This is a genomic window from Pseudomonas sp. NY8896 (genome assembly GCF_039634505.1).
Map to the genome: position 1 here is coordinate 125,298 of NZ_CP132350.1, position 17,850 is coordinate 143,147.

Genomic DNA, 17,850 nt, shown 5'->3' on the forward strand with positions numbered 1-17,850 from the left:
CTTCACAGGTTGTACTGCTTGCGCTTGCGGTACAGGGTGGAGGCATCGATGCCCAAGGTCTTGGCCGCTTGGTCGAGGGTATCGCTGGCGGCCAGCACGGCACCGATATGCGCGCGCTCCAGCTCATCCAGGCTAAGCGCGGCACCCACGCGTGGCGCATTGCCGGTGGGTTGCTCACCCATGCCCAGGTGGCTGATTTCCACACGCTCCTGTGGGCAGATGATGCTGGCCCGTTCCACGACGTTGCGCAGTTCGCGAATGTTGCCGGGCCAGCGATAGTTGAGCAGCGCAGCGCGCGCCTCGTCACTGAAACCGCGGGCGGGGCGAGAGTATTCCTTGACGAAGCGGGCGAGAAAGCGGTCGGCCAGGGTGAGGATGTCTTCACTGCGTTCGCGCAGCGGCGGCAGGTGCAGGGTGATGACGTTCAGGCGATACAGCAGGTCTTCGCGGAAGCGGCTTTCGCGCACCATCTCTTCGAGGTTGAGGTTGGTGGCGGCCAGAATGCGCACATCGGCACGTCGGGTAACCGGGTCGCCGACGCGTTCGTATTCCTTGTCCTGGATGAAGCGCAGCAGTTTGGGCTGCAAGGTCAACGGGAAATCGCCGATTTCGTCGAGGAACAGCGTGCCGCCGTCCGCTTGGCTGACCCGCCCAAGGGTGCTTTCGCTGGCTCCGGTGAAGGCGCCACGGGTATGGCCGAACAGCTCGCTTTCCATCAGCTCGGCGTTGAGCGACGGGCAGTTGATGGTCACGCAGGCTTTGCGCGCGCGCTTGCTCCAGCCATGGATGGCCCGTGCCAGCTCGCCCTTGCCGGTACCGGACTCGCCAAGGATGAGGATGTTGGCGTCGGTGGTGGCGACCTGGCGGGCGGTTTCCAGCACCGCCATCATGGCCGGGCTGTGAGAGTCGAGGCCGTCCTTGGGTTTGCGAATTTCACCTTCCAACGCCTCCAGGCGGGCAGAAAGCTGGCGCACTTCCAGTTGCTTGGCGGTGGCCAGGCGCAACTGGTCGGGGCTGCACGGCTTGACCAGGTAGTCGGCCGCGCCGGCCTGGATGGCGTCTACCGCTGTATCGATCGCCGAGTGTGCGGTAACGATCACCACTCGCATCCACGGGGCCTGGATACGCATCTGCGCCAGCACGTCCAGGCCATTGTCTTCACCCAGGCGCAAATCGAGGAAGCACAGGTCGAACACCTGGCGCTGCAGCAGGCTTTCGGCCTGGGCCGCGCTGTTGGCCGTGGCCACGCTGTAGCCCTCGTCCTCCAGGCAGTAGCGGAAGGTGCGCAGGATCGCGGACTCGTCATCCACCAGCAGAATGCGGCCTTGGTTGTCCTGGGCTGATTCCATTTCCTGCGCTCCTTTGGGATAGATCGTTATTTAGTGTGGGAAAAATCGGGCAAGTTGCATGGTCAATTCTGAAGGATTCTGTCCTTTGCATGCTAGCCAATGGCCAAAGGATGCCTGCAACCCGTGATTTTCCAATGCTTTGCTTAGAGGCACGCGCTGGCACATTGGTTGCGAAGTTTTTTAGTTTTTGCCAAGAAGGAGGCACTGCCATGCCCTTTTCCCTGCGTACAGCCGTGTTGGCAGCCACCCTGCTGCCAGCCTTTACCCCTGCATTCGCCGACCCTGTGCAGGACGCGCGCCTGGAAGGCGCCCTGCAAACCGCCCTGTCACTCAATCGCATGCTCGACCCGTTCCGTATCACGGTTGAAGTGGACGGCAAGCAGGCGCGTCTTTCCGGTGAAGTGGAGAACGAGGTCGAGCGGCAGCTGGCCGAGGATGTGGCACGGGCCACTCGGGGTATTGAACAGGTGGAGAACCAGCTGCGAGTCAATCCCCAACTGGTGGAGCGCCCGCTTGAATTGCGTGCCTACGCCCAGCGCCTGGAGGACGCCACCCTGGCTGCGGTGATACGTGCCCGTCTGCTGTGGAGCCGCACCACTGAGAAGGCGCCTATAGAAGTACAAAGCAGTGAAGGCGTGGTGACCTTGCGCGGCAAGGTCGACAGTGCCGAAGCCAAGGAGTTGGCGGGCGTGGTGGCGCGTACCACCGACGGCGTGCACCTGGTCAACAACCTGGTCAGCCTGGATACCACCGCCATGGCCAAGGCCCGGGAAACACCGGTGGGGGCGCCAACTGGGCCGCAGCCGAGTGACAGCTGGATCATCGACAAGATCCAGAACAGCTATCGCTTCAGTCGCAACCTCGACGGCCTGAACCTGAAAGTGGCTAGCGAGGCAGGCATGGTAAGGCTGTCGGGCGAGGTGGTCAGCGCCGAGCAAAAAACCATCGCTGTGGAGATCGCCCGGCAGATCATCGGTGTGCGTGGGGTGGATGCTGACCTGCTCAAGGTGGCGATCAAGGTCGAAGGCTGATCGTGCAATTCGCACGACTGCACGGGCGGCATCGTGCAGGATACGTCCTTACTGCTTGCCTTGTTGTTATCTAACAAGTTGATTTAAAAGGATTTAATTTAATTTCGAAGGCTGGCATGCAGGCTGCAATTACCTGTTCAGGTTTGAACAAAAATTACAGCAGGAGGAGCCGGCATGAACCGCCAATCCGTCAACCGCTCGCAGATCGCCGCACTGCCCTTGCGCCAGATGCTGACACTCGGCATGGCGTTGCTGCTGACCTTGGCCGCCGGCCTCTTCTATTACAGCTGGCAAACGGCGCGTCTGGCCGAGCAAGTGGCGGCGCAGACTGCCCTGTTGACGCAGATCCAGGCAACCCGTGCCAACACCTTGGTCAAGGCGGCTGAGCCGCTGCCTACCGGCCAGGCCACTGCCTCACCGGCCACCCTGGAAACTGTCGTGCCTCAGGACCGCTGGGTCTTCTGACCTGCCGGCCGGATCTATTCCGCAAAAAGAAAGGAGAACCACCATGCTGAGCTGGGCTATCACTTTCCTCATCATTGCCATTGTCGCCGCTGTACTGGGCTTCGGTGGTATCGCGGGCGCTGCGACGGGTATCGCCAAGATCCTGTTCATCGTCTTCCTGGTGTTGTTCGTAGCCTCCTTCTTCTTTGGACGTGGACGAGGTTGAAGATGAGCAGGAAGCTTTGTTCAGCCCTGGCTGCCGCCCTGTTGCTGGGTGGCAGTACGGCGGCGATGGCGGCCAATGACGGCCAGGTCCGGGTCGATCAGTTGCTCGGCTCGGACCCGGAGTACCGGGAAACCTGGCAGGACACTCTCAAAGGCGAGGAACGCCTGCCCGATTGGGTGGTCAATCTGACCGGCAGTGCTCAGCAGCAGATGTCTGCCGTTACCGAAGACGGCGACAAGTACTTGGTCGGGCCGCTGTGCGAGGCCAAGGATAATTGCACTTACAAACGCCTGATCGTGGCGTTCAGCTGGGACAAGGATGACGCCTACGGGATGCTCGTGGAGGTGCCCGAAGGCTTGCCGAGCGACAAGTCGCCCACCCGTCATGCGCAGTATCGTTGGTTAGGCGAACCGGACGATGGCATGAAGGCGATGCTGCAGGAGCAGCTCAAGCGTGACCCGAACTGGTACTGAGCATTTATTGCCGGTACGGATGAACGGTCACCACTGTCACGTAATAGAAGCTGAACCTTTCTATAGTTCAGCCTTCTATGATGCGCCGCCCCGAGGAGGGGCAGCACATGACCAAGGGGCCGGGCTGTTCTGATTGTTGCAGGATCGGAGTGGCCTAGGGGTACAGGGAGTGCCTCCAGTAATGGGCCGGGTCAGGAAAGGCGGAATCGGAAGTATCAGGCCGGCGGTATCACAGGGATACCTTGTCAGGCCTGACTTCCGAGGAGCCCTGTATGAAGCGTCGCTTCTCTTGCGCGTTTTTTCTCCCGAGACACATTTTGTCTCGACCGTACATCAAATTTTTTTCGACCTTCTTGTTGCTGGTACAAGCGGCATTTCCGCCATTCGGATTGTCGAACAAGCCATCTTCCTTGCCCTTTGTGTACCGTCAAATCTGCCGAAATATGGCGGTTTGGTCTTGTTCGGGATTCCGAACGTTATAAATCAATCACTTGCGAAGCTGCCGAATGGGTCGAAAACCGTATGCCAAAACGGCATGGGGTATGCGTTTCCGGCATTAGCTTTCGCCCCTTCCCGTCGCAATAGTTGCCGCCTTTTTCGCTGGCCAGAGCGCCCTGTCGCTCGCCTGCGGTGTCCTTACATGACGTCGCCGGACGGAAGCTTGCACGGCTCGTGACTTTGCCAATGGCTCTGTTACACGTGTTTCCGCCAGGTGCCATGACCACTAGAACAAAGGGTAAAGACATGAAGAAGGCAAAACTGAGCCTCGCCTGGCAGATCGTCATCGGTCTGGTCCTGGGTGTTGCAATCGGCGCGCTACTGAACCACTTCAGTGCAGAAAAGGCCTGGTGGATCAGCAACGTCCTCCAGCCCGCTGGTGACATCTTCATTCGCCTGATCAAGATGATCGTCGTCCCGATCGTGATCTCGTCGCTGATCGTGGGCATCGCCGGGGTTGGCGACGCGAAGAAACTGGGCAGCATTGGCCTGAAGACCATCATCTACTTCGAAGTAGTGACCACCATTGCCATCGTCGTGGGCCTGGTGCTGGCCAACCTGTTCCACCCGGGCGCCGGCATCGACATGAGCACCCTGGGTACCGTGGACATCTCCAAGTACCAGGCCACTGCGGCCGAGGTGCAGCATGAGCACGCGTTCATCGAAACCCTGCTGAACCTGATCCCGTCGAACATCTTCGCAGCGCTGATGCGTGGCGAAATGCTGCCGATCATCTTCTTCTCGGTCATGTTCGGCCTGGGCCTGTCGAGCCTCCAGGCAGAACTGCGCGACCCACTGGTGCGTACCTTCCAGGCTGTTTCGGAAACCATGTTCAAGGTCACCCACATGATCATGAACTACGCCCCTATCGGCGTGTTCGCCCTGATCGCCGTGACCGTGGCCAACTTCGGCTTCAGTTCGTTGCTGCCGCTGGCCAAGCTGGTGCTGCTGGTGTACTTCGCCATCGCCTTCTTCGCCTTCATGGTGCTGGGCCTGGTTGCCCGCGTGTTCGGCTTCTCGGTAATCAAGATCATGCGCATCATGAAAGATGAGCTGATTCTGGCTTACTCCACTTCCAGCTCGGAAACCGTGCTGCCGCGCGTGATCGAGAAAATGGAGAAGTACGGCGCGCCGAAGTCGATCTGCTCGTTCGTGGTGCCGACCGGCTACTCCTTCAACCTTGACGGTTCGACCCTGTACCAGAGCATCGCGGCCATCTTCATTGCCCAGCTGTACGGCATCGACCTGTCGTGGAGCCAGCAGCTGCTGCTGGTGCTGACACTGATGGTCACCTCCAAAGGTATCGCTGGTGTGCCGGGTGTGTCGTTCGTCGTGCTGCTGGCCACCCTGGGCAGCGTGGGCATCCCGCTGGAAGGCCTGGCCTTCATCGCCGGTGTCGACCGCATCATGGACATGGCCCGCACCGCGCTGAACGTTGTCGGCAACGCCCTGGCTGCACTGGTCATCGCTCGTTGGGAAGGCATGTACGACGCCGCCAAGGGCGAGAAGTACTACGCTTCGCTGATGGCCGACAAGCAGGAAGCTGCGGTGGTTGGCGAAACCGCCAAGCGCTGAGCCTGATGGCTGTTTGACCCAAAGCCCCGACTTGTCGGGGCTTTTTGTTTTCCGGGTCATTCGCGGACCATTGTAGGCGCGCGATCGCCAGCCCCAGGCTTCGATACGCTATCATTCGGGCATTTTTCAGGGGGTACACACGGATGCTCAACGGCCTTTGGCTCGGCTTTTTCCTGGTGGCGGCGGTGTCCGCCCTGGCCCAATGGCTGGTGGCCGGCAACGCGGGCATCTTCGCCGCAATGGTCGAAAGCATCTTCGCCATGGCCAAGCTGTCGGTGGAGGTGATGGTGCTGCTGTTCGGCACGCTGACCCTGTGGCTGGGCTTTCTCAAGATCGCCGAAAAGGCCGGTATCGTCGAATGGCTGGCCAAGGTGCTGGGCCCGCTGTTCGCCCGCCTGATGCCGGAAGTGCCGCCTGGTCACCCGGCCCTGGGCCTTATCACCATGAATTTTGCCGCCAACGGCCTGGGCCTGGACAACGCCGCGACGCCGATTGGCCTGAAGGCCATGCGCGCGCTGCAGGAGCTGAACCCCAGCAGCACCACGGCGAGCAACGCGCAAATCCTGTTCCTGGTACTCAACGCCTCTTCGCTGACGCTGCTGCCGGTCACCATCTTCATGTACCGGGCCCAGCAGGGCGCGCCGGACCCAACCATGGTGTTCCTGCCGATCCTGCTGGCGACCAGCGTCTCGACCTTGGTCGGCCTGCTGTCGGTGGCAGTGATGCAGCGCTTGCGACTGTGGGACCCGGTGGTGCTTGCCTACTTCATCCCCGGCGCTTTGCTGCTGGGAGGTTTCATGGCGTTCCTCGGCACCCTGTCGGCCGCTGCACTGGCAAGCCTGTCGTCCATCTTGGGCAACCTCACGTTGTTTGGCGTGATCATGCTGTTCCTGGTGATCGGTGCCTTGAAGCGGGTGAAGGTGTATGAAGCCTTCGTCGAAGGTGCCAAGGAAGGTTTCGATGTGGCCAAGAACCTGCTGCCCTACCTGGTGGCGATGCTGGTGGCGGTGGGTGTGCTGCGCGCATCAGGTGCCTTGGAGCTGGCCTTGGACGGCATTCGCCATGCGGTGAACTGGATGGGCCTGGACACACGCTTCGTCGAGGGTTTGCCGACGGCGCTGGTCAAGCCGTTTTCCGGTAGCGCAGCACGGGCCATGCTGATCGAAACCATGCAGACCCAAGGCGTGGACAGTTTCCCGGCCTTGGTCGCGGCGACGATTCAAGGCAGTACCGAAACCACCTTCTACGTACTGGCCGTGTACTTTGGCGCCGTCGGCATCCAACGTGTGCGCCATGCAGTCGGTTGCGCACTGCTGGCCGAGTTGTCCGGGGTGATCGCGGCGATCTTCATCTGCTACTGGTTCTTCGCCTGAACCCTCGGTTGAGCCTGGTTTGCCTGGGCAATGGTCCAGCTCACCACCTGCCCCACCAGTTGGTCGCTGGCTTGGCCAAAGCCGATAACCACGGCTGACACCTGTTTGTCGGTCAGTGGTTGGCGGATCTCAAAGCGCTTGCTGGCCAGGATGCGCTGGTTGCGCCCCTGGACCAGGCGTGCGTCGTAGCGGATCACCACCTCTACCGCCCCGCCTGGGCGGTATTCACTCTGAAACGCCTGCAGCTCGCCAGCCAGCTCGTAGTCAGCCTGCAGGTTGCTGTCGTCGGCGCTCAGGCGCTGCACCTGGCCGTCACGCTGGAAGCCATCGAGCAAGCGGTTGCGCAGCAGCACCGGGGCCGCATCGCTCCAACGTGCGCCCTTGTAGCTGCTGACCATATCGCCTTGGGGAATCACGGCAATCCGTGGCCCGGCCAGCACTTCGCTGGCCAGTGGCTTGTTCAGGCGCAATGACCAGTCCAGTGCCGGTGCCGTGCGGCTGGGTTGATTCACTGGCAGGCGGTAAAGGTCCACGGGTTCGCTTTTGGGCAGGATCGAGCAGGCACTGGCCAGGCTCAGCGCGGCCGCCAGGGCCAGCAGGCGCAGCGACGGTTTCATGGCTGGAACTCCTTGTTGTTGTCGCGGCCAAGCAGGTAGCCGCTCGGGTCGGCCTCCAGTTGCCGGGAAATGCCTTTGAGTGCGTTAAGGGTTTCGCGCAGTTCACGAATGGCCGGGGTGAGCTGGTTCAGGCCCTGGGCGCCGTCGCCGATGGCCTCGCTGTTGTTCTTCAGCAGGTTGTTGATGGTTGCCGTGCTTTCAGCCAGTGACTGCATGGCCCGCTCGGCGCTGCCGATCGCCTGTTTGCCTTCGCTGCCCAGCAGGCCGTTGGCATTGCGCATCAGCGTCTGTGTTTCGGCCAGGGTGGCGCTGGCCTGCTTGCCCACCTGCACCAGCTGTTCGATGGCCTCGGCGATGCTGCCATGCTGGCCGGCAAAGGCGCCGGTGGTCTTGTCGAGGTTGGCCAGGGTGTTGCTGAGGTGGCCGATGTTGTCCTCGGAGAACATCTGGTTGGCGTTGTGCAGCAGCAGGTTGATGTTGGTCACCAGGTCGCTGCTGTCATTGAGCAGGCGCGAGATGGGCGATGGCGAGGCGATGATCACCGGTAGCTTGCCATCTTTGCCCTTCAGTTCGGGGCTTTGCGGGGTGCCGCCGCTGAGCTGGATGAACGAGTTGCCTGTGACCCCGGCCAGGGTCAGCTTTGCCTGGGTGTCTTCCTTTACCGGTGTGTCACCGCTCAGACGTACCCGTGCCAGTACCCGGCGTGGGTCTTTGGGGTCCAGGCGCAGGGTGGACACATCGCCCACCTTGATGCCGTTGTACTGCACCGGGCTGCCACGGGACAGGCCCGAGACGGCTTCGTTGAACACCACTTCGTAATCCTTGAAGGCGTCGTCGACACTGGACTTGGCCAGCCACAGGCCGAACAGCATGGCGCCGGCCACCACCAGGACGGTGACCAGGCCGATAAGAACGTGATGGGCTCGGGTTTCCATTGCTCAGCGCTCCTGCCCGGCACGGGTGGCAGCCTGTTCGGCTGCGCGCCCGCGTGGGCCGTGAAAGTATTCTTGGATCCAGGCGTCGTTGGTCTGCTCGACCTCGGCCAGCGGGCCGGCCACCAGGACTTTTTTCTGCGACAGCACCGCAATGCGGTCGGTGATGGTGTACAGGGTGTCGAGGTCGTGGGTGATGAGGAACACCGACAGGCCCAGGGCATCGCGCAGGGTGAGGATCAACTGGTCGAACGCGGCGGCACCGATCGGGTCCAGGCCGGCGGTGGGTTCGTCGAGGAACAGGATGTCCGGGTCCAGGGCCAGTGCGCGGGCCAGCGCCGCACGCTTGATCATGCCCCCCGACAACGAGGCCGGGTACTTGTCGGCGGCCGAGATCGGCAACCCGGCCAGGGCCAGCTTCACGCCGGCCAGGTGCTCGGCATCGGCCCGGGACAGCCCGGCGTGCTCGATCAGGGGCAAGGCCACGTTCTCGGTCACCGTCAGCGAAGAGAACAGCGCGCCCTTCTGAAACAACACGCCAAAGCGCCGCTCGACCAGCGAGCGCTGTTCTTCATGCAGGCCGGCCAAGTCCTGGCCGAACACCTTGATCTGCCCTTCATTGGGCCGGCGCAAGCCGATGATGCTGCGTAGCAGCACCGATTTGCCGCTACCTGAGCCACCGACCACGGCGAGGATTTCGCCACGGTACAGGTCAAGGTCGAGGTTTTCATGCACCACCTGGCGGCCGAAGCGGTTGCAGATGCCACGGGCTTCGATGACGCGATCCTGATCACTCACCAGCCCATCTCCATGAAGAACAGCGCGGCTACCGCATCCAGCACGATGACCACGAAAATCGACTGCACCACCGCCGAGGTGGTGTGTGCCCCTACCGATTCGGCGCTGCCGCTGACCTTGAAGCCTTCCAGGCAGCCGATGGCGGCGATCAGGAAGGCGAAGAAGGGTGCCTTGGCCAGGCCTACCAGAAAGTGCTGCACGCCGATGTCGCTTTGCAGCAGCGACAGGAACATGGCCGGCGAGATATCCAGCGTCAGGGCGCAGACCACCGCGCCACCAATCATGCCGCAGATCATCGCGACAAAGGTGAGCAACGGCAGCGAAATCAGCAAGGCCAGCACCCGTGGCACCACCAGTAGCTCCATGGGGTTCAGGCCCAGGGTGCGGATGGCGTCGATTTCTTCATTGGCCTTCATCGAGCCTATTTGTGCGGTGAACGCGCTGGCCGTGCGCCCGGCCATGAGGATGGCGGTCAGCAGCACGGCGAATTCGCGCAGGAACGAGAACGCCACCAGGTCGACGGTGAAAATGGTCGCGCCGAAGTCGGCCAGCACCGTGGCACCGAGGAAGGCCACTACCGCACCCACCAGGAAGGTCAGCAAGGCGACGATGGGCGCGGCATCCAGCCCGGTCTGTTCGATATGTGCCACGACCGGTGTGAAGCGCCAGCGATGCGGTTGCAGGGCGCGACGCAGCAAGGTTTCGAGGATGACGCCGACGAAACCGAGCAACTGCATGGAGTCTTGCCACAGTGTGCCGACGGCGCGGCCGATGCGTTCCAGCAGCATCAGCAGTACGTTCCGCTCGGGCTCCTTGACCGGGATGCAGTAGTCCTGGACCGAGCAGTAGACGTTCTTGAGCAGTGCGCGGCTGGCTTCGGGCAGGTCTTGGGTACAACGCGACAGGCGCTCGGAACCTAGCAGCTCGGCCAGCAGCGACGCGCCGGCGGTGTCCAGGCGGCCTAGCTGGCTGAGGTCGGCGACGGTGTCGGCAGCGTATTGCGTGCGCAGTTGCTCGCTTTCGCGCTTGAGGTTGGCGTAATGCGCCAGGGTCCAATCACCGGTAATGCGCAGGCAGGGCGGCTGGCTGCTGGTGTCCAGAATGGCGCTGGGGGTGGTCATAGGCTCCATGCAATTGACTCGGCGCTAAGGCTTAGGGGCTGATCATAGCGCAGCGGGCATGGGCTGTTTGTTGATTATGTGCTGTGTTAGGGGCTACGAGGCTGCAACGCAGCCCCTTTTTACTTACTGCGCCGGTGCGTCGTCGACCACCTTGAAGCGCAGCACGCCGATCACCTGCCCATCTTCGGTCAGCACCCTTACCTGCCACTTGCCTACCGGGTTGGGCGGGAAGTTCTGCTTGTGGGTCCAGGCCCGGTAGCCTTCCTTGCGCCCGCCGTGGATGTCCAGGGCTATGCGGTCGACCTCCTGGCCGTCCTTTTGCCACACATGGTAGATCCGCTCATTCAGGCCGCGTGGCGCGTTGATGGCGGTATAGGCGTACAGGCCGCTGCTGCGTATGCGACTGGCGGCAATCTCGTCCAGCGATTCGCCTGGCTGGCGGTTGAGTACTTCGGTGCTCACCGCCACCTCGGTCATCCACAGGGTTGCTGGCGGCACCCAGGAGCGCAACAGCCAGCCGCCGGCACCGACCGACAGGGTAACCACCACCAGCGCCACGGCGCGGCGCCAGTTGTTGATCGGGAAGCTACTGGCCAGGCTGGGGAACGACAGGGCCATGGCTGCGATCAGGGCCAGCTTGAAGCTTTGCGCGGTGGTCAGGTGCAGGATGATCGGCAACGCAGTCAACAGGGCGGCGAACAGCGTCAGGGTGTGCAGTGCCAGGAACAGCCAGCGCCGGGGTGCCAGCCACTTGTAGTACAGGGGGTCGGTGATCGAAATCAGGCCGGCGGCGCCAAGCAAGCCAGTGAAGACCAGTTGGCCGCTGTTCCAGGTGGTGGTGATGAAGAAGAACGGCAGCACGAAGAACAGTGTTTCCTGGTGGATCATCTGCGTCGCGTAGCGCAATAGCGGCTGCGGGATCTCGCGGTTGAAGGTGCGTGCGAACAAGCCGGTGAGGGTGTTTTCCAGCATCAGCCAGACCCAGCTGACCAGCATGAGTATGGCGACCCAGCTGGCCAGGCCGGCTTGGCGATCGACCAGGATGAAGCTGCCGATACCGGAGAGGAAACCGCCGAGCGCGATGATGCCGGGGTAGCGTTTGAGCAGTTCGATGATGCGCTGGACGATATGGGGGATTTGGGGCATTGGGGGCTACGACAGAAAGGATGAGTTGGCGGTACCGGCCCCTTCGCGGGCACGCCCGCGAAGGGGCCGGTACTGGCAAAAGGATACCGCCGATTCACCGCTGCCGTGTAGCACCACTCGGCCGTTGCGGGCCTTGCCGCCGCCAGCGCAGCAGCCCGGCCGCCAGTATCAGGCCCACTATCAGCGCGACCAGCCCGTATAGTTCGTCATAGCCAAGCAACGGCTTTTCGATGCGCAGGTAGCCGTCCTCCTTGAGCAGTGCCTTCAGCGCCTCGTTGGCCTGGGCCAGGCTGACCTGGCGCAGCTTGCGCACCGGGTTGGCGAAGCGCCCGTCGGTATAGTCGTTCAGCGCACCCCAGTAGTAGTCGGCCAAGGCACTGTTACCCTGGGTACTCCAGCTTTCCTTGGCGACGCTGGCGTCCTTGATGCGGGCAAAGGTGTCTGGGTCGAGGCCTTCCTTGCGCAGGTGGTCGAACAGCGCCTGCATCACCTTCACCGCCTTGTCGATGTCATCGCGCTCAAGGTCGGCATTGAGGCTGAGCAGGCCGGTGTCGCCGAAGCTTTCTCGTTGCACCGAAGGGCCATAGGACAGCCCATTGCGCAGGCGCAGCTGGTCGTACAGCGCCCAGTCCAGGTAACGCGACAGCAGGTCGAGGGTGGCCTGGTGGTCGTTGTCCAGCACGGGCTCGATGAACAGCCAGTGCAGTTTGACGCTGTCGCCCAGCCAGCCACGGGTCAGGTCGCGGCGCTGCTCGGCCTGCTGGGTAATGCTTTCCAGGTTGCGGCGTTCTTCTGGTTCAGTTGCTGGCAGTTCGCCAAAGGTGCGCTCCAGATACGCCGGCAGCAGACGGTCGAGGCCGCCGACCACGATCAGGGTCATGTTGTTGGCCGCGTACCAGCGGTCACGCAAGGCCTGTACTTGCTCCAGGGTCATGTCGTCGAGGTTGGAGCGCTCCGGGCATTTCAGCCCCAGCTCGGTGGCCAACTGGTCGCTGGCCGGGTGGCCGATATCCTGGCGGTCGAGCCAGCGCTGCAAGTGGCCGTAGTGGCCGCCATCTTCGCGTTCGATGATGCGCTTGGCGGTGGCCAGGGCCTTGGCGTCGATGCGGGTATCGCGGATCACCGCCAGCAGCAGGTCGAGGACCTTGCGCTGATTGCGCGCAGGGGCTTCGATGACAAAAGTCGTGTCGGCGCTGCTGGTGTAGGCGTTCCACTCGCCGCCAAGCGCCTGCAGGCGCTCTTCCAGGCCGCCCTCGCCCATTTCGTCGATGCCGCTGAACAACAGGTGCTCAAGCAGGTGCGGCAGTTCTTTCTGCTCGCAATCGAAGTCATCCAGGCCCACCCCGACCACCAGGCGAATTGCCACATGATCACGTTCGTAGCCGTTTTTCAGGATGACCTGCAGGCCATTGGGCAACAGGTAGCCTTCGACCCGCGAGCGGTCGAGGGCGATCGAGGGCAGGCTGCAGATCAGCAGGCAAACGAACATCAGGCAACGCATGGGCGAGCGAGGGTCCTTAGCTATAGGAAATCACGGCTGGCGGGCTTCGTCCGGCACACTGTCGAGCATCAGCCCACCGGTGTCCGAGCCGCCCAGTACCACATAGGCACTGCTACAGAACAAAGAGTTCAACCGCTTCATGTCGGCGATCAGCTCCAAGTGTAGCGAACTGGTCTCGATGCTTTGCACGACCTTGCGCTGCAGGCGGCTGACATGGGCGTGGGCGAGGCGCCGTTCCTGGGCACGGAACCTGCGTTTCTCCCGCAGCAGCAAGCGGGCGCTTTCCGGGTCGGCACTGAGGAACACCGACAGGCCCAGGCGCAGGTTGGCCAGCAATTGTTCCTGCAGGCCGGTCAGTTCCTCCAGGCCGACCTGGGAAAACTCCCGGCGCTGGCTGGTTTTCTGCTGTTGGACCTTGCGCAGCATGCGTTCGATCAGGTCGCAGGCGAGCTTGAGGTTGATGGCCAGCTCGATGATTTCGGCCCAACGGCGATTGTCCTGTTCGCTGAGGTCCTCGCGCGACATCTGCGCCAGGTACAGCTTGATCGCGCTGTACAGGGCTTCGGCATCTTCGCCCAAGGCGCGGACCTGCTGTGGCAAGGCCGCCTGGGTACCGCGCAACGCGCCGAGCATGGCTTCGAGCAGGCTGTCGACGATATCGCCCAGGCGCAGGGTTTCTCGGCATGCGTTGGCCAGGGCCAGGCTGGGCGTTTCGAGTGCCGAGGCGTCGAGGTGGCGTGGGCGCACTTGCCCGTTGCCTGTTTCCCGTTCGGGCAACAGGGCGTTGCACAGCCGGCCCATGGGTTTGACCGTGGGTAGCATGAGCAGGCAGCGCAGCGTGTTGTAGAGCAGGTGGAAGCCGATGACCAGCTCTTGCGGGCTGAAGCTCAACGAGTCCATCCATTCCACCAGCGGGTGCAGCACCGGAATGATCAGCACCAGGCCGATCAACTTGTACAGCAGGCTGCCCAGGGCCACCCGGCGCCCGGCGGCGTTCTGCATGCTGGTGCCGATGAACGCCAGCAGCCCACTGCCGATGTTGGCGCCAACTACCAGGCCGATGGCGACCGGCAGGCTGATCACTTCGGCGCCGGCCAGTGTGGCGGTGAGCAGCACGGCGGCCAGGCTTGAATAGGAAATCATGGCGAACATCGCCCCGACCAGGGCGTCGAGCATGATGTCGCCGGTCAGCGAGGCAAACAGCACTTTCACGCCCTGGGCATGAGTGATCGGCGCAGCTGCCTGCACGATAAGCTCAAGTGCCAGGATGATCAGCCCAAGGCCGATGCCTACACGGCCCAATTGGCCGGCCCGCGTCTGCTTGCGCGAAAGGAAGAAGATCACCCCGAGGAAGATCAGCAGTGGCGACAGCCATGACAGGTCGAAGGTCAGTACCCGGGCCATCAGTGCGGTACCCACGTCGGCACCGAGCATGATCGCCAAGGCCGGGGTCATGGCCATCAGGCCTTGGCCGACGAAGGAGGTGACCAGCATGGCCGTGGCGTTGCTACTTTGCACCATGGCGGTGACCAGAATGCCGGCGATGAAGGCCAGCGGCCGCTTGTCCATGTTCTGGCTGATGATGCGCCGCAGGTTCGAGCCGAATACCCGGAGGATGCCGGTACGCACGATGTGGGTGCCCCAGACCAGAAGCGTCACGGCCGAGAGCAGGTTGAGCAGGGTCAGCATGGCGAAGGCCCCCTGTTGCGATGGCCTAGTGGGCCAAGAAAAGAAACATGAGCATTGGAATAATTTTCGGTGCTCACTCAAAGCTTTAGTTGTTTTGCGCAACTGTCGCCAGCTTCGCATGGCTGGCACGGGTTTGAAACCGACCAGAAATGAAAAAAGGGCCACGAAGGGCCCTTTCTGTGCTGCACTTCCTGATCTTATTGACCCGGAATGTCCTTGCGCAGTTTCACCGGGTCATGCTCTTTGCCTGCCTTGCGGGCGGCGGCGGTGCGCATGCGAATGTTGATCGCTTCCACTGCCAGCGAGAACGCCATGGCAAAGTAGACGTAGCCTTTGGGCACATGCACGTCGAACGCTTCGGCGATCAGCACCGTACCGACCACGATCAGGAACGACAGCGCGAGCATCTTCAGCGACGGGTGCTTGTCGATGAAGTCGCTGATGGCGCCGGCGCACAGCATCATCACCAGCACGGCAACCACGATGGCCGCGATCATGACCGGAACGTGGGAAACCATACCCACTGCGGTGATCACCGAGTCCAGCGAGAACACGATGTCGATGATGGCGATCTGGATGATGGTGTAGAAGAACTTGCCACCCGCGCCTTTTGGCTCGTCCGGGTTTTCGTCTTCGCCTTCCAGGCCGTGGTAGATCTCTTGCGAGCTTTTCCACAACAGGAACAGACCACCGAAGAACAGAATCAGGTCGCGCCCGGAGATGCCTTGGCCGAACACCACGAACAGGTCGGCGGTAAGGCGCATGACCCAAGTGATCGACAGCAACAGCATGATGCGGGTGACCATGGCCAGGGCCAGGCCGAAGATCCGGGTGCGCGGCTGCATGTGCTTGGGCATGCGGCTGACCAGGATCGAGATCATGATGATGTTGTCGATACCGAGGACGATCTCAAGCGCGGTAAGGGTGAAAAAGGCAACCCAGATTTCCGGGCTGGTCAGCCATTCCATGTATTTTCCTTCGAGCGGTAATGGCGACGCGCCCCGGTCAGGGCGCGTCGCGTAGGTGATACGTGTGTATTAAAGACTACTGAACAGCGGGAAAATGCCCATCAGCAGTGCGGCGAGCATTATGCACAGGCACACCAACACTGCCCACTTGAGTGTAAAGCGCTGATGGTCGCCAAATTCGATACCGGCCAGGGCCACCAGCAGGTAGGTGGAGGGTACCAGCGGGCTGAGCAGGTGTACTGGCTGCCCGACGATCGACGCACGGGCCATCTCTACCGGGGTGATGCCGTAATGGCTGGCGGCTTCGGCCAGCACTGGCAGCACGCCGTAGTAGAACGCGTCGTTGGACATGAAGAAGGTGAACGGCATGCTCACGATCGCGGTGATCACCGCCAGGTAAGGGCCCAGCGCTTCGGGGATGACCGCCAGCAGGCTCTTGGACATGGCGTCGACCATGCCGGTACCGGACAGGATGCCGGTAAAGATGCCTGCGGCGAAGATCAGCCCGGTCACGGCCAGTACGCTGCCTGCGTGGGCGGCGATGCGGTCCTTCTGCTGCTGCAGGCATGGGTAGTTGACGATCATCGCGATGCTGAAGGCGATCATGAACAGCACCGGCAGCGGCAGTACACCGGCGATCAGTGCGACCATCAGGGCAGCGGTCAGTGCACCGTTGAAGTACAGCAGCTTGGGCCGGCGTGCGTCAGGGTATTGCGAGACAGTGATTTCACTGTGGTCGATGTCGTCGGTCGGCAGGTGCAGTTCGCCTAGGCGAGCACGTTCACGCTTGCCGTACATGTAGGCGATGGCCAGGATCGCCAGCACACCGAACAGCATGGCCGGGATCATCGGCACGAAGATGTCCGATGGGTCTACGTGCAGGGCGCTGGCAGCGCGGGCGGTCGGGCCACCCCACGGGGTCATGTTCATCACCCCGCCGGCGAGGATGATCAGGCCGGCCATGATCCGCGGGCTCATGCCCAGACGGCTGTACATCGGCAGCATAGCGGCACAGCAGATCATGTAGGTGGTGGCGCCGTCACCGTCGAGCGAGACCACCAGGGCCAGTACAGCGGTGCCGACCGAGACTTTCAGCGGGTCGCCCTTGACCAGTTTGAGGATCTTGCGCACGGCCGGGTCGAACAGGCCGGAGTCGATCATCAGGGCGAAGTAGAGAATGGCGAACATCAGCATCACGCCGGTTGGCGCGAGCTTGCTGATGCCTTCGAGCATCATGGGGCCGATTTTGGCGGAAAAACCACCGAACAGGGCGAACAGGATCGGTACCAGGATCAGCGCGATCAAGGCCGACAGGCGCTTGGTCATGATCAGGTACATGAAGGTGATGACCATGGCAAAGCCGAGGAAGGTCAGCATGGCAATACTCCAGGCGTGGCGCTACGAAAGGAACGTCGATTCGGGCGGATCAGCGCGTTGGGCGCTGCGCGGGGAGCATGCGGAGGGGGACTGCGGAAAGGCGGGCACAGGAATACATCAGAATCACCATTGTTGTTGTTGATTGGGCCGGGCGCGGTTTTACCGGGTGCCCTGGCTGACCGGTCTCGTGCCGGTAGTGGGCGCTATCCTATGAGGGCAAGCTTTCAGCCAGCTTTCGCCGAAGCAAAGGCGACGAGAGGTAGGTGATGCAGAATGTGACCGAAGGGGGCTGCCATTGCGGCGCCTTGCGTTACCGGTTGGAGGGCGACCTGACGGACATCGCCCATTGCCATTGTTCGATATGCCGCCGGGTAAGCGGCGGGCTGGTGGTGACCTGGCTCACCCTGCCTCGTTCGGGGTTTCAGTGGCTGGCGGGCGAACCCAACTGCTATGTGGCACCGGCCAGTTGCAGCCGGTACTTCTGTGGGCATTGCGGGGCGCATGTGGCATTGGTGACCACGCACAGCCCGGAAACGGTGGATGTGACGGTGGCGACGCTGGATCACCCGGAACTGGTCAGGGCCAACCGGCATATCTGGGTGGGCAGCCGGCTGCCTTGGCTGCATCTGGATGAACAGTTGCCTTCCGAGGCTGAGGAGAAGCTTTAGGCCTGTGTTGTCTGTACCGGCCTCTTCGCGGGTAAACCCGCTCCCACAGGATCACCGCAGCCTC

17 protein-coding genes are annotated in these 17,850 nt (G+C 62.1%); 7 read left to right on the forward strand and 10 right to left on the reverse strand.

The features are described 5' to 3' along the window. Positions 1-2 precede the first annotated feature (2 nt). Positions 3-1,349, reverse strand: a complete 1,347-nt coding sequence (gene algB / locus Q9451_RS00610; RefSeq protein ID WP_012269937.1) for a sigma-54-dependent response regulator transcription factor AlgB — start codon at positions 1,347-1,349, stop codon at positions 3-5. 209 nt (positions 1,350-1,558) lie between these two features. Between algB and Q9451_RS00615 the strand changes: the two genes are divergently transcribed. The 6 genes from Q9451_RS00615 (at position 1,559) to Q9451_RS00640 (ending at position 6,969) form a co-directional block, all read left to right on the forward strand. Next, on the forward strand, positions 1,559-2,380 hold the full coding sequence (locus Q9451_RS00615; protein ID WP_012269938.1) for a BON domain-containing protein: 822 nt from the start codon (positions 1,559-1,561) through the stop codon (positions 2,378-2,380). Positions 2,381-2,554: 174 nt separating this feature from the next. Then, positions 2,555-2,845 (forward strand): hypothetical protein, encoded by a 291-nt coding sequence (locus Q9451_RS00620; RefSeq protein WP_012269939.1) that lies wholly within the window; start codon positions 2,555-2,557, stop codon positions 2,843-2,845. Positions 2,846-2,888: 43 nt separating this feature from the next. After that, on the forward strand, positions 2,889-3,050 hold the full coding sequence (locus Q9451_RS00625) for a DUF1328 domain-containing protein (protein ID WP_003252966.1): 162 nt from the start codon (positions 2,889-2,891) through the stop codon (positions 3,048-3,050). A gap of 2 nt (positions 3,051-3,052) precedes the next feature. Next, on the forward strand, positions 3,053-3,523 hold the full coding sequence (locus Q9451_RS00630; RefSeq protein WP_012269940.1) for an inhibitor of vertebrate lysozyme family protein: 471 nt from the start codon (positions 3,053-3,055) through the stop codon (positions 3,521-3,523). A 744-nt stretch (positions 3,524-4,267) separates the two neighbouring features. Beyond that, on the forward strand, positions 4,268-5,596 hold the full coding sequence (gene gltP, locus Q9451_RS00635; protein ID WP_012269941.1) for a glutamate/aspartate:proton symporter GltP: 1,329 nt from the start codon (positions 4,268-4,270) through the stop codon (positions 5,594-5,596). Positions 5,597-5,739: 143 nt separating this feature from the next. Next, entirely contained in the window at positions 5,740-6,969 is a 1,230-nt protein-coding gene (locus Q9451_RS00640; protein ID WP_012269942.1) for a spore maturation protein, read from the forward strand. On the opposite strand, the gene Q9451_RS00645 is transcribed toward Q9451_RS00640, so the two are convergent. The 9 genes from Q9451_RS00645 to Q9451_RS00685 form a co-directional block, all read right to left on the reverse strand. Next, positions 6,951-7,586: an ABC-type transport auxiliary lipoprotein family protein gene (locus Q9451_RS00645; RefSeq protein WP_012269943.1), complete on the reverse strand. Its 636-nt coding sequence runs from the start codon at positions 7,584-7,586 to the stop codon at positions 6,951-6,953. The two genes, Q9451_RS00640 and Q9451_RS00645, sit on opposite strands and share 19 nt — an antisense overlap. Next, on the reverse strand, positions 7,583-8,521 hold the full coding sequence (locus tag Q9451_RS00650) for an MlaD family protein (protein WP_012269944.1): 939 nt from the start codon (positions 8,519-8,521) through the stop codon (positions 7,583-7,585). The genes Q9451_RS00645 and Q9451_RS00650 overlap by 4 nt, the downstream gene beginning before the upstream one ends. A gap of 3 nt (positions 8,522-8,524) precedes the next feature. Next, on the reverse strand, positions 8,525-9,316 hold the full coding sequence (locus tag Q9451_RS00655; protein ID WP_012269945.1) for an ABC transporter ATP-binding protein: 792 nt from the start codon (positions 9,314-9,316) through the stop codon (positions 8,525-8,527). Beyond that, on the reverse strand, positions 9,313-10,446 hold the full coding sequence (locus tag Q9451_RS00660; protein ID WP_012269946.1) for an MlaE family lipid ABC transporter permease subunit: 1,134 nt from the start codon (positions 10,444-10,446) through the stop codon (positions 9,313-9,315). Before Q9451_RS00660 ends, Q9451_RS00655 begins: the two co-directional genes overlap by 4 nt. A gap of 114 nt (positions 10,447-10,560) precedes the next feature. Further along, positions 10,561-11,583, reverse strand: coding sequence for a DUF5924 family protein (locus tag Q9451_RS00665; RefSeq protein ID WP_012269947.1), 1,023 nt, complete (start codon positions 11,581-11,583; stop codon positions 10,561-10,563). A 94-nt stretch (positions 11,584-11,677) separates the two neighbouring features. Then, positions 11,678-13,084, reverse strand: a complete 1,407-nt coding sequence (locus Q9451_RS00670; RefSeq protein ID WP_012269948.1) for a pitrilysin family protein — start codon at positions 13,082-13,084, stop codon at positions 11,678-11,680. A gap of 30 nt (positions 13,085-13,114) precedes the next feature. Continuing rightward, positions 13,115-14,773 carry a Na/Pi cotransporter family protein gene (locus Q9451_RS00675; RefSeq protein ID WP_012269949.1) on the reverse strand — a complete coding sequence of 553 codons (1,659 nt, stop codon included), beginning with the start codon at positions 14,771-14,773 and terminating at the stop codon, positions 13,115-13,117. Between the two features lie 197 nt (positions 14,774-14,970). After that, positions 14,971-15,741 carry a TerC family protein gene (locus Q9451_RS00680; protein ID WP_012269950.1) on the reverse strand — a complete coding sequence of 257 codons (771 nt, stop codon included), beginning with the start codon at positions 15,739-15,741 and terminating at the stop codon, positions 14,971-14,973. Between the two features lie 69 nt (positions 15,742-15,810). Beyond that, positions 15,811-17,118: a CitMHS family transporter gene (locus tag Q9451_RS00685; RefSeq protein ID WP_012269951.1), complete on the reverse strand. Its 1,308-nt coding sequence runs from the start codon at positions 17,116-17,118 to the stop codon at positions 15,811-15,813. A gap of 266 nt (positions 17,119-17,384) precedes the next feature. On the opposite strand from Q9451_RS00685, the gene Q9451_RS00690 reads away from it, so the two are divergent. Next, positions 17,385-17,786 carry a GFA family protein gene (locus Q9451_RS00690; RefSeq protein ID WP_012269952.1) on the forward strand — a complete coding sequence of 134 codons (402 nt, stop codon included), beginning with the start codon at positions 17,385-17,387 and terminating at the stop codon, positions 17,784-17,786. Positions 17,787-17,850 lie beyond the last annotated feature (64 nt).

Excerpts from the sequence above, each read along its gene's own strand:
- algB (WP_012269937.1), bottom strand. The coding sequence starts at position 1,349 with ATGGAATCAGCCCAGGACAACCAAGGCCGCATTCTGCTGGTGGATGAC.
- Q9451_RS00615 (WP_012269938.1), top strand. The coding sequence starts at position 1,559 with ATGCCCTTTTCCCTGCGTACAGCCGTGTTGGCAGCCACCCTGCTGCCA.
- Q9451_RS00620 (WP_012269939.1), top strand. The coding sequence starts at position 2,555 with ATGAACCGCCAATCCGTCAACCGCTCGCAGATCGCCGCACTGCCCTTG.
- Q9451_RS00625 (WP_003252966.1), top strand. The coding sequence starts at position 2,889 with ATGCTGAGCTGGGCTATCACTTTCCTCATCATTGCCATTGTCGCCGCT.
- Q9451_RS00630 (WP_012269940.1), top strand. The coding sequence starts at position 3,053 with ATGAGCAGGAAGCTTTGTTCAGCCCTGGCTGCCGCCCTGTTGCTGGGT.
- gltP (WP_012269941.1), top strand. The coding sequence starts at position 4,268 with ATGAAGAAGGCAAAACTGAGCCTCGCCTGGCAGATCGTCATCGGTCTG.
- Q9451_RS00640 (WP_012269942.1), top strand. The coding sequence starts at position 5,740 with ATGCTCAACGGCCTTTGGCTCGGCTTTTTCCTGGTGGCGGCGGTGTCC.
- Q9451_RS00645 (WP_012269943.1), bottom strand. The coding sequence starts at position 7,586 with ATGAAACCGTCGCTGCGCCTGCTGGCCCTGGCGGCCGCGCTGAGCCTG.
- Q9451_RS00650 (WP_012269944.1), bottom strand. The coding sequence starts at position 8,521 with ATGGAAACCCGAGCCCATCACGTTCTTATCGGCCTGGTCACCGTCCTG.
- Q9451_RS00660 (WP_012269946.1), bottom strand. The coding sequence starts at position 10,446 with ATGGAGCCTATGACCACCCCCAGCGCCATTCTGGACACCAGCAGCCAG.
- Q9451_RS00665 (WP_012269947.1), bottom strand. The coding sequence starts at position 11,583 with ATGCCCCAAATCCCCCATATCGTCCAGCGCATCATCGAACTGCTCAAA.
- Q9451_RS00670 (WP_012269948.1), bottom strand. The coding sequence starts at position 13,084 with ATGCGTTGCCTGATGTTCGTTTGCCTGCTGATCTGCAGCCTGCCCTCG.
- Q9451_RS00675 (WP_012269949.1), bottom strand. The coding sequence starts at position 14,773 with ATGCTGACCCTGCTCAACCTGCTCTCGGCCGTGACGCTTCTGGTCTGG.
- Q9451_RS00680 (WP_012269950.1), bottom strand. The coding sequence starts at position 15,741 with ATGGAATGGCTGACCAGCCCGGAAATCTGGGTTGCCTTTTTCACCCTT.
- Q9451_RS00685 (WP_012269951.1), bottom strand. The coding sequence starts at position 17,118 with ATGCTGACCTTCCTCGGCTTTGCCATGGTCATCACCTTCATGTACCTG.
- Q9451_RS00690 (WP_012269952.1), top strand. The coding sequence starts at position 17,385 with ATGCAGAATGTGACCGAAGGGGGCTGCCATTGCGGCGCCTTGCGTTAC.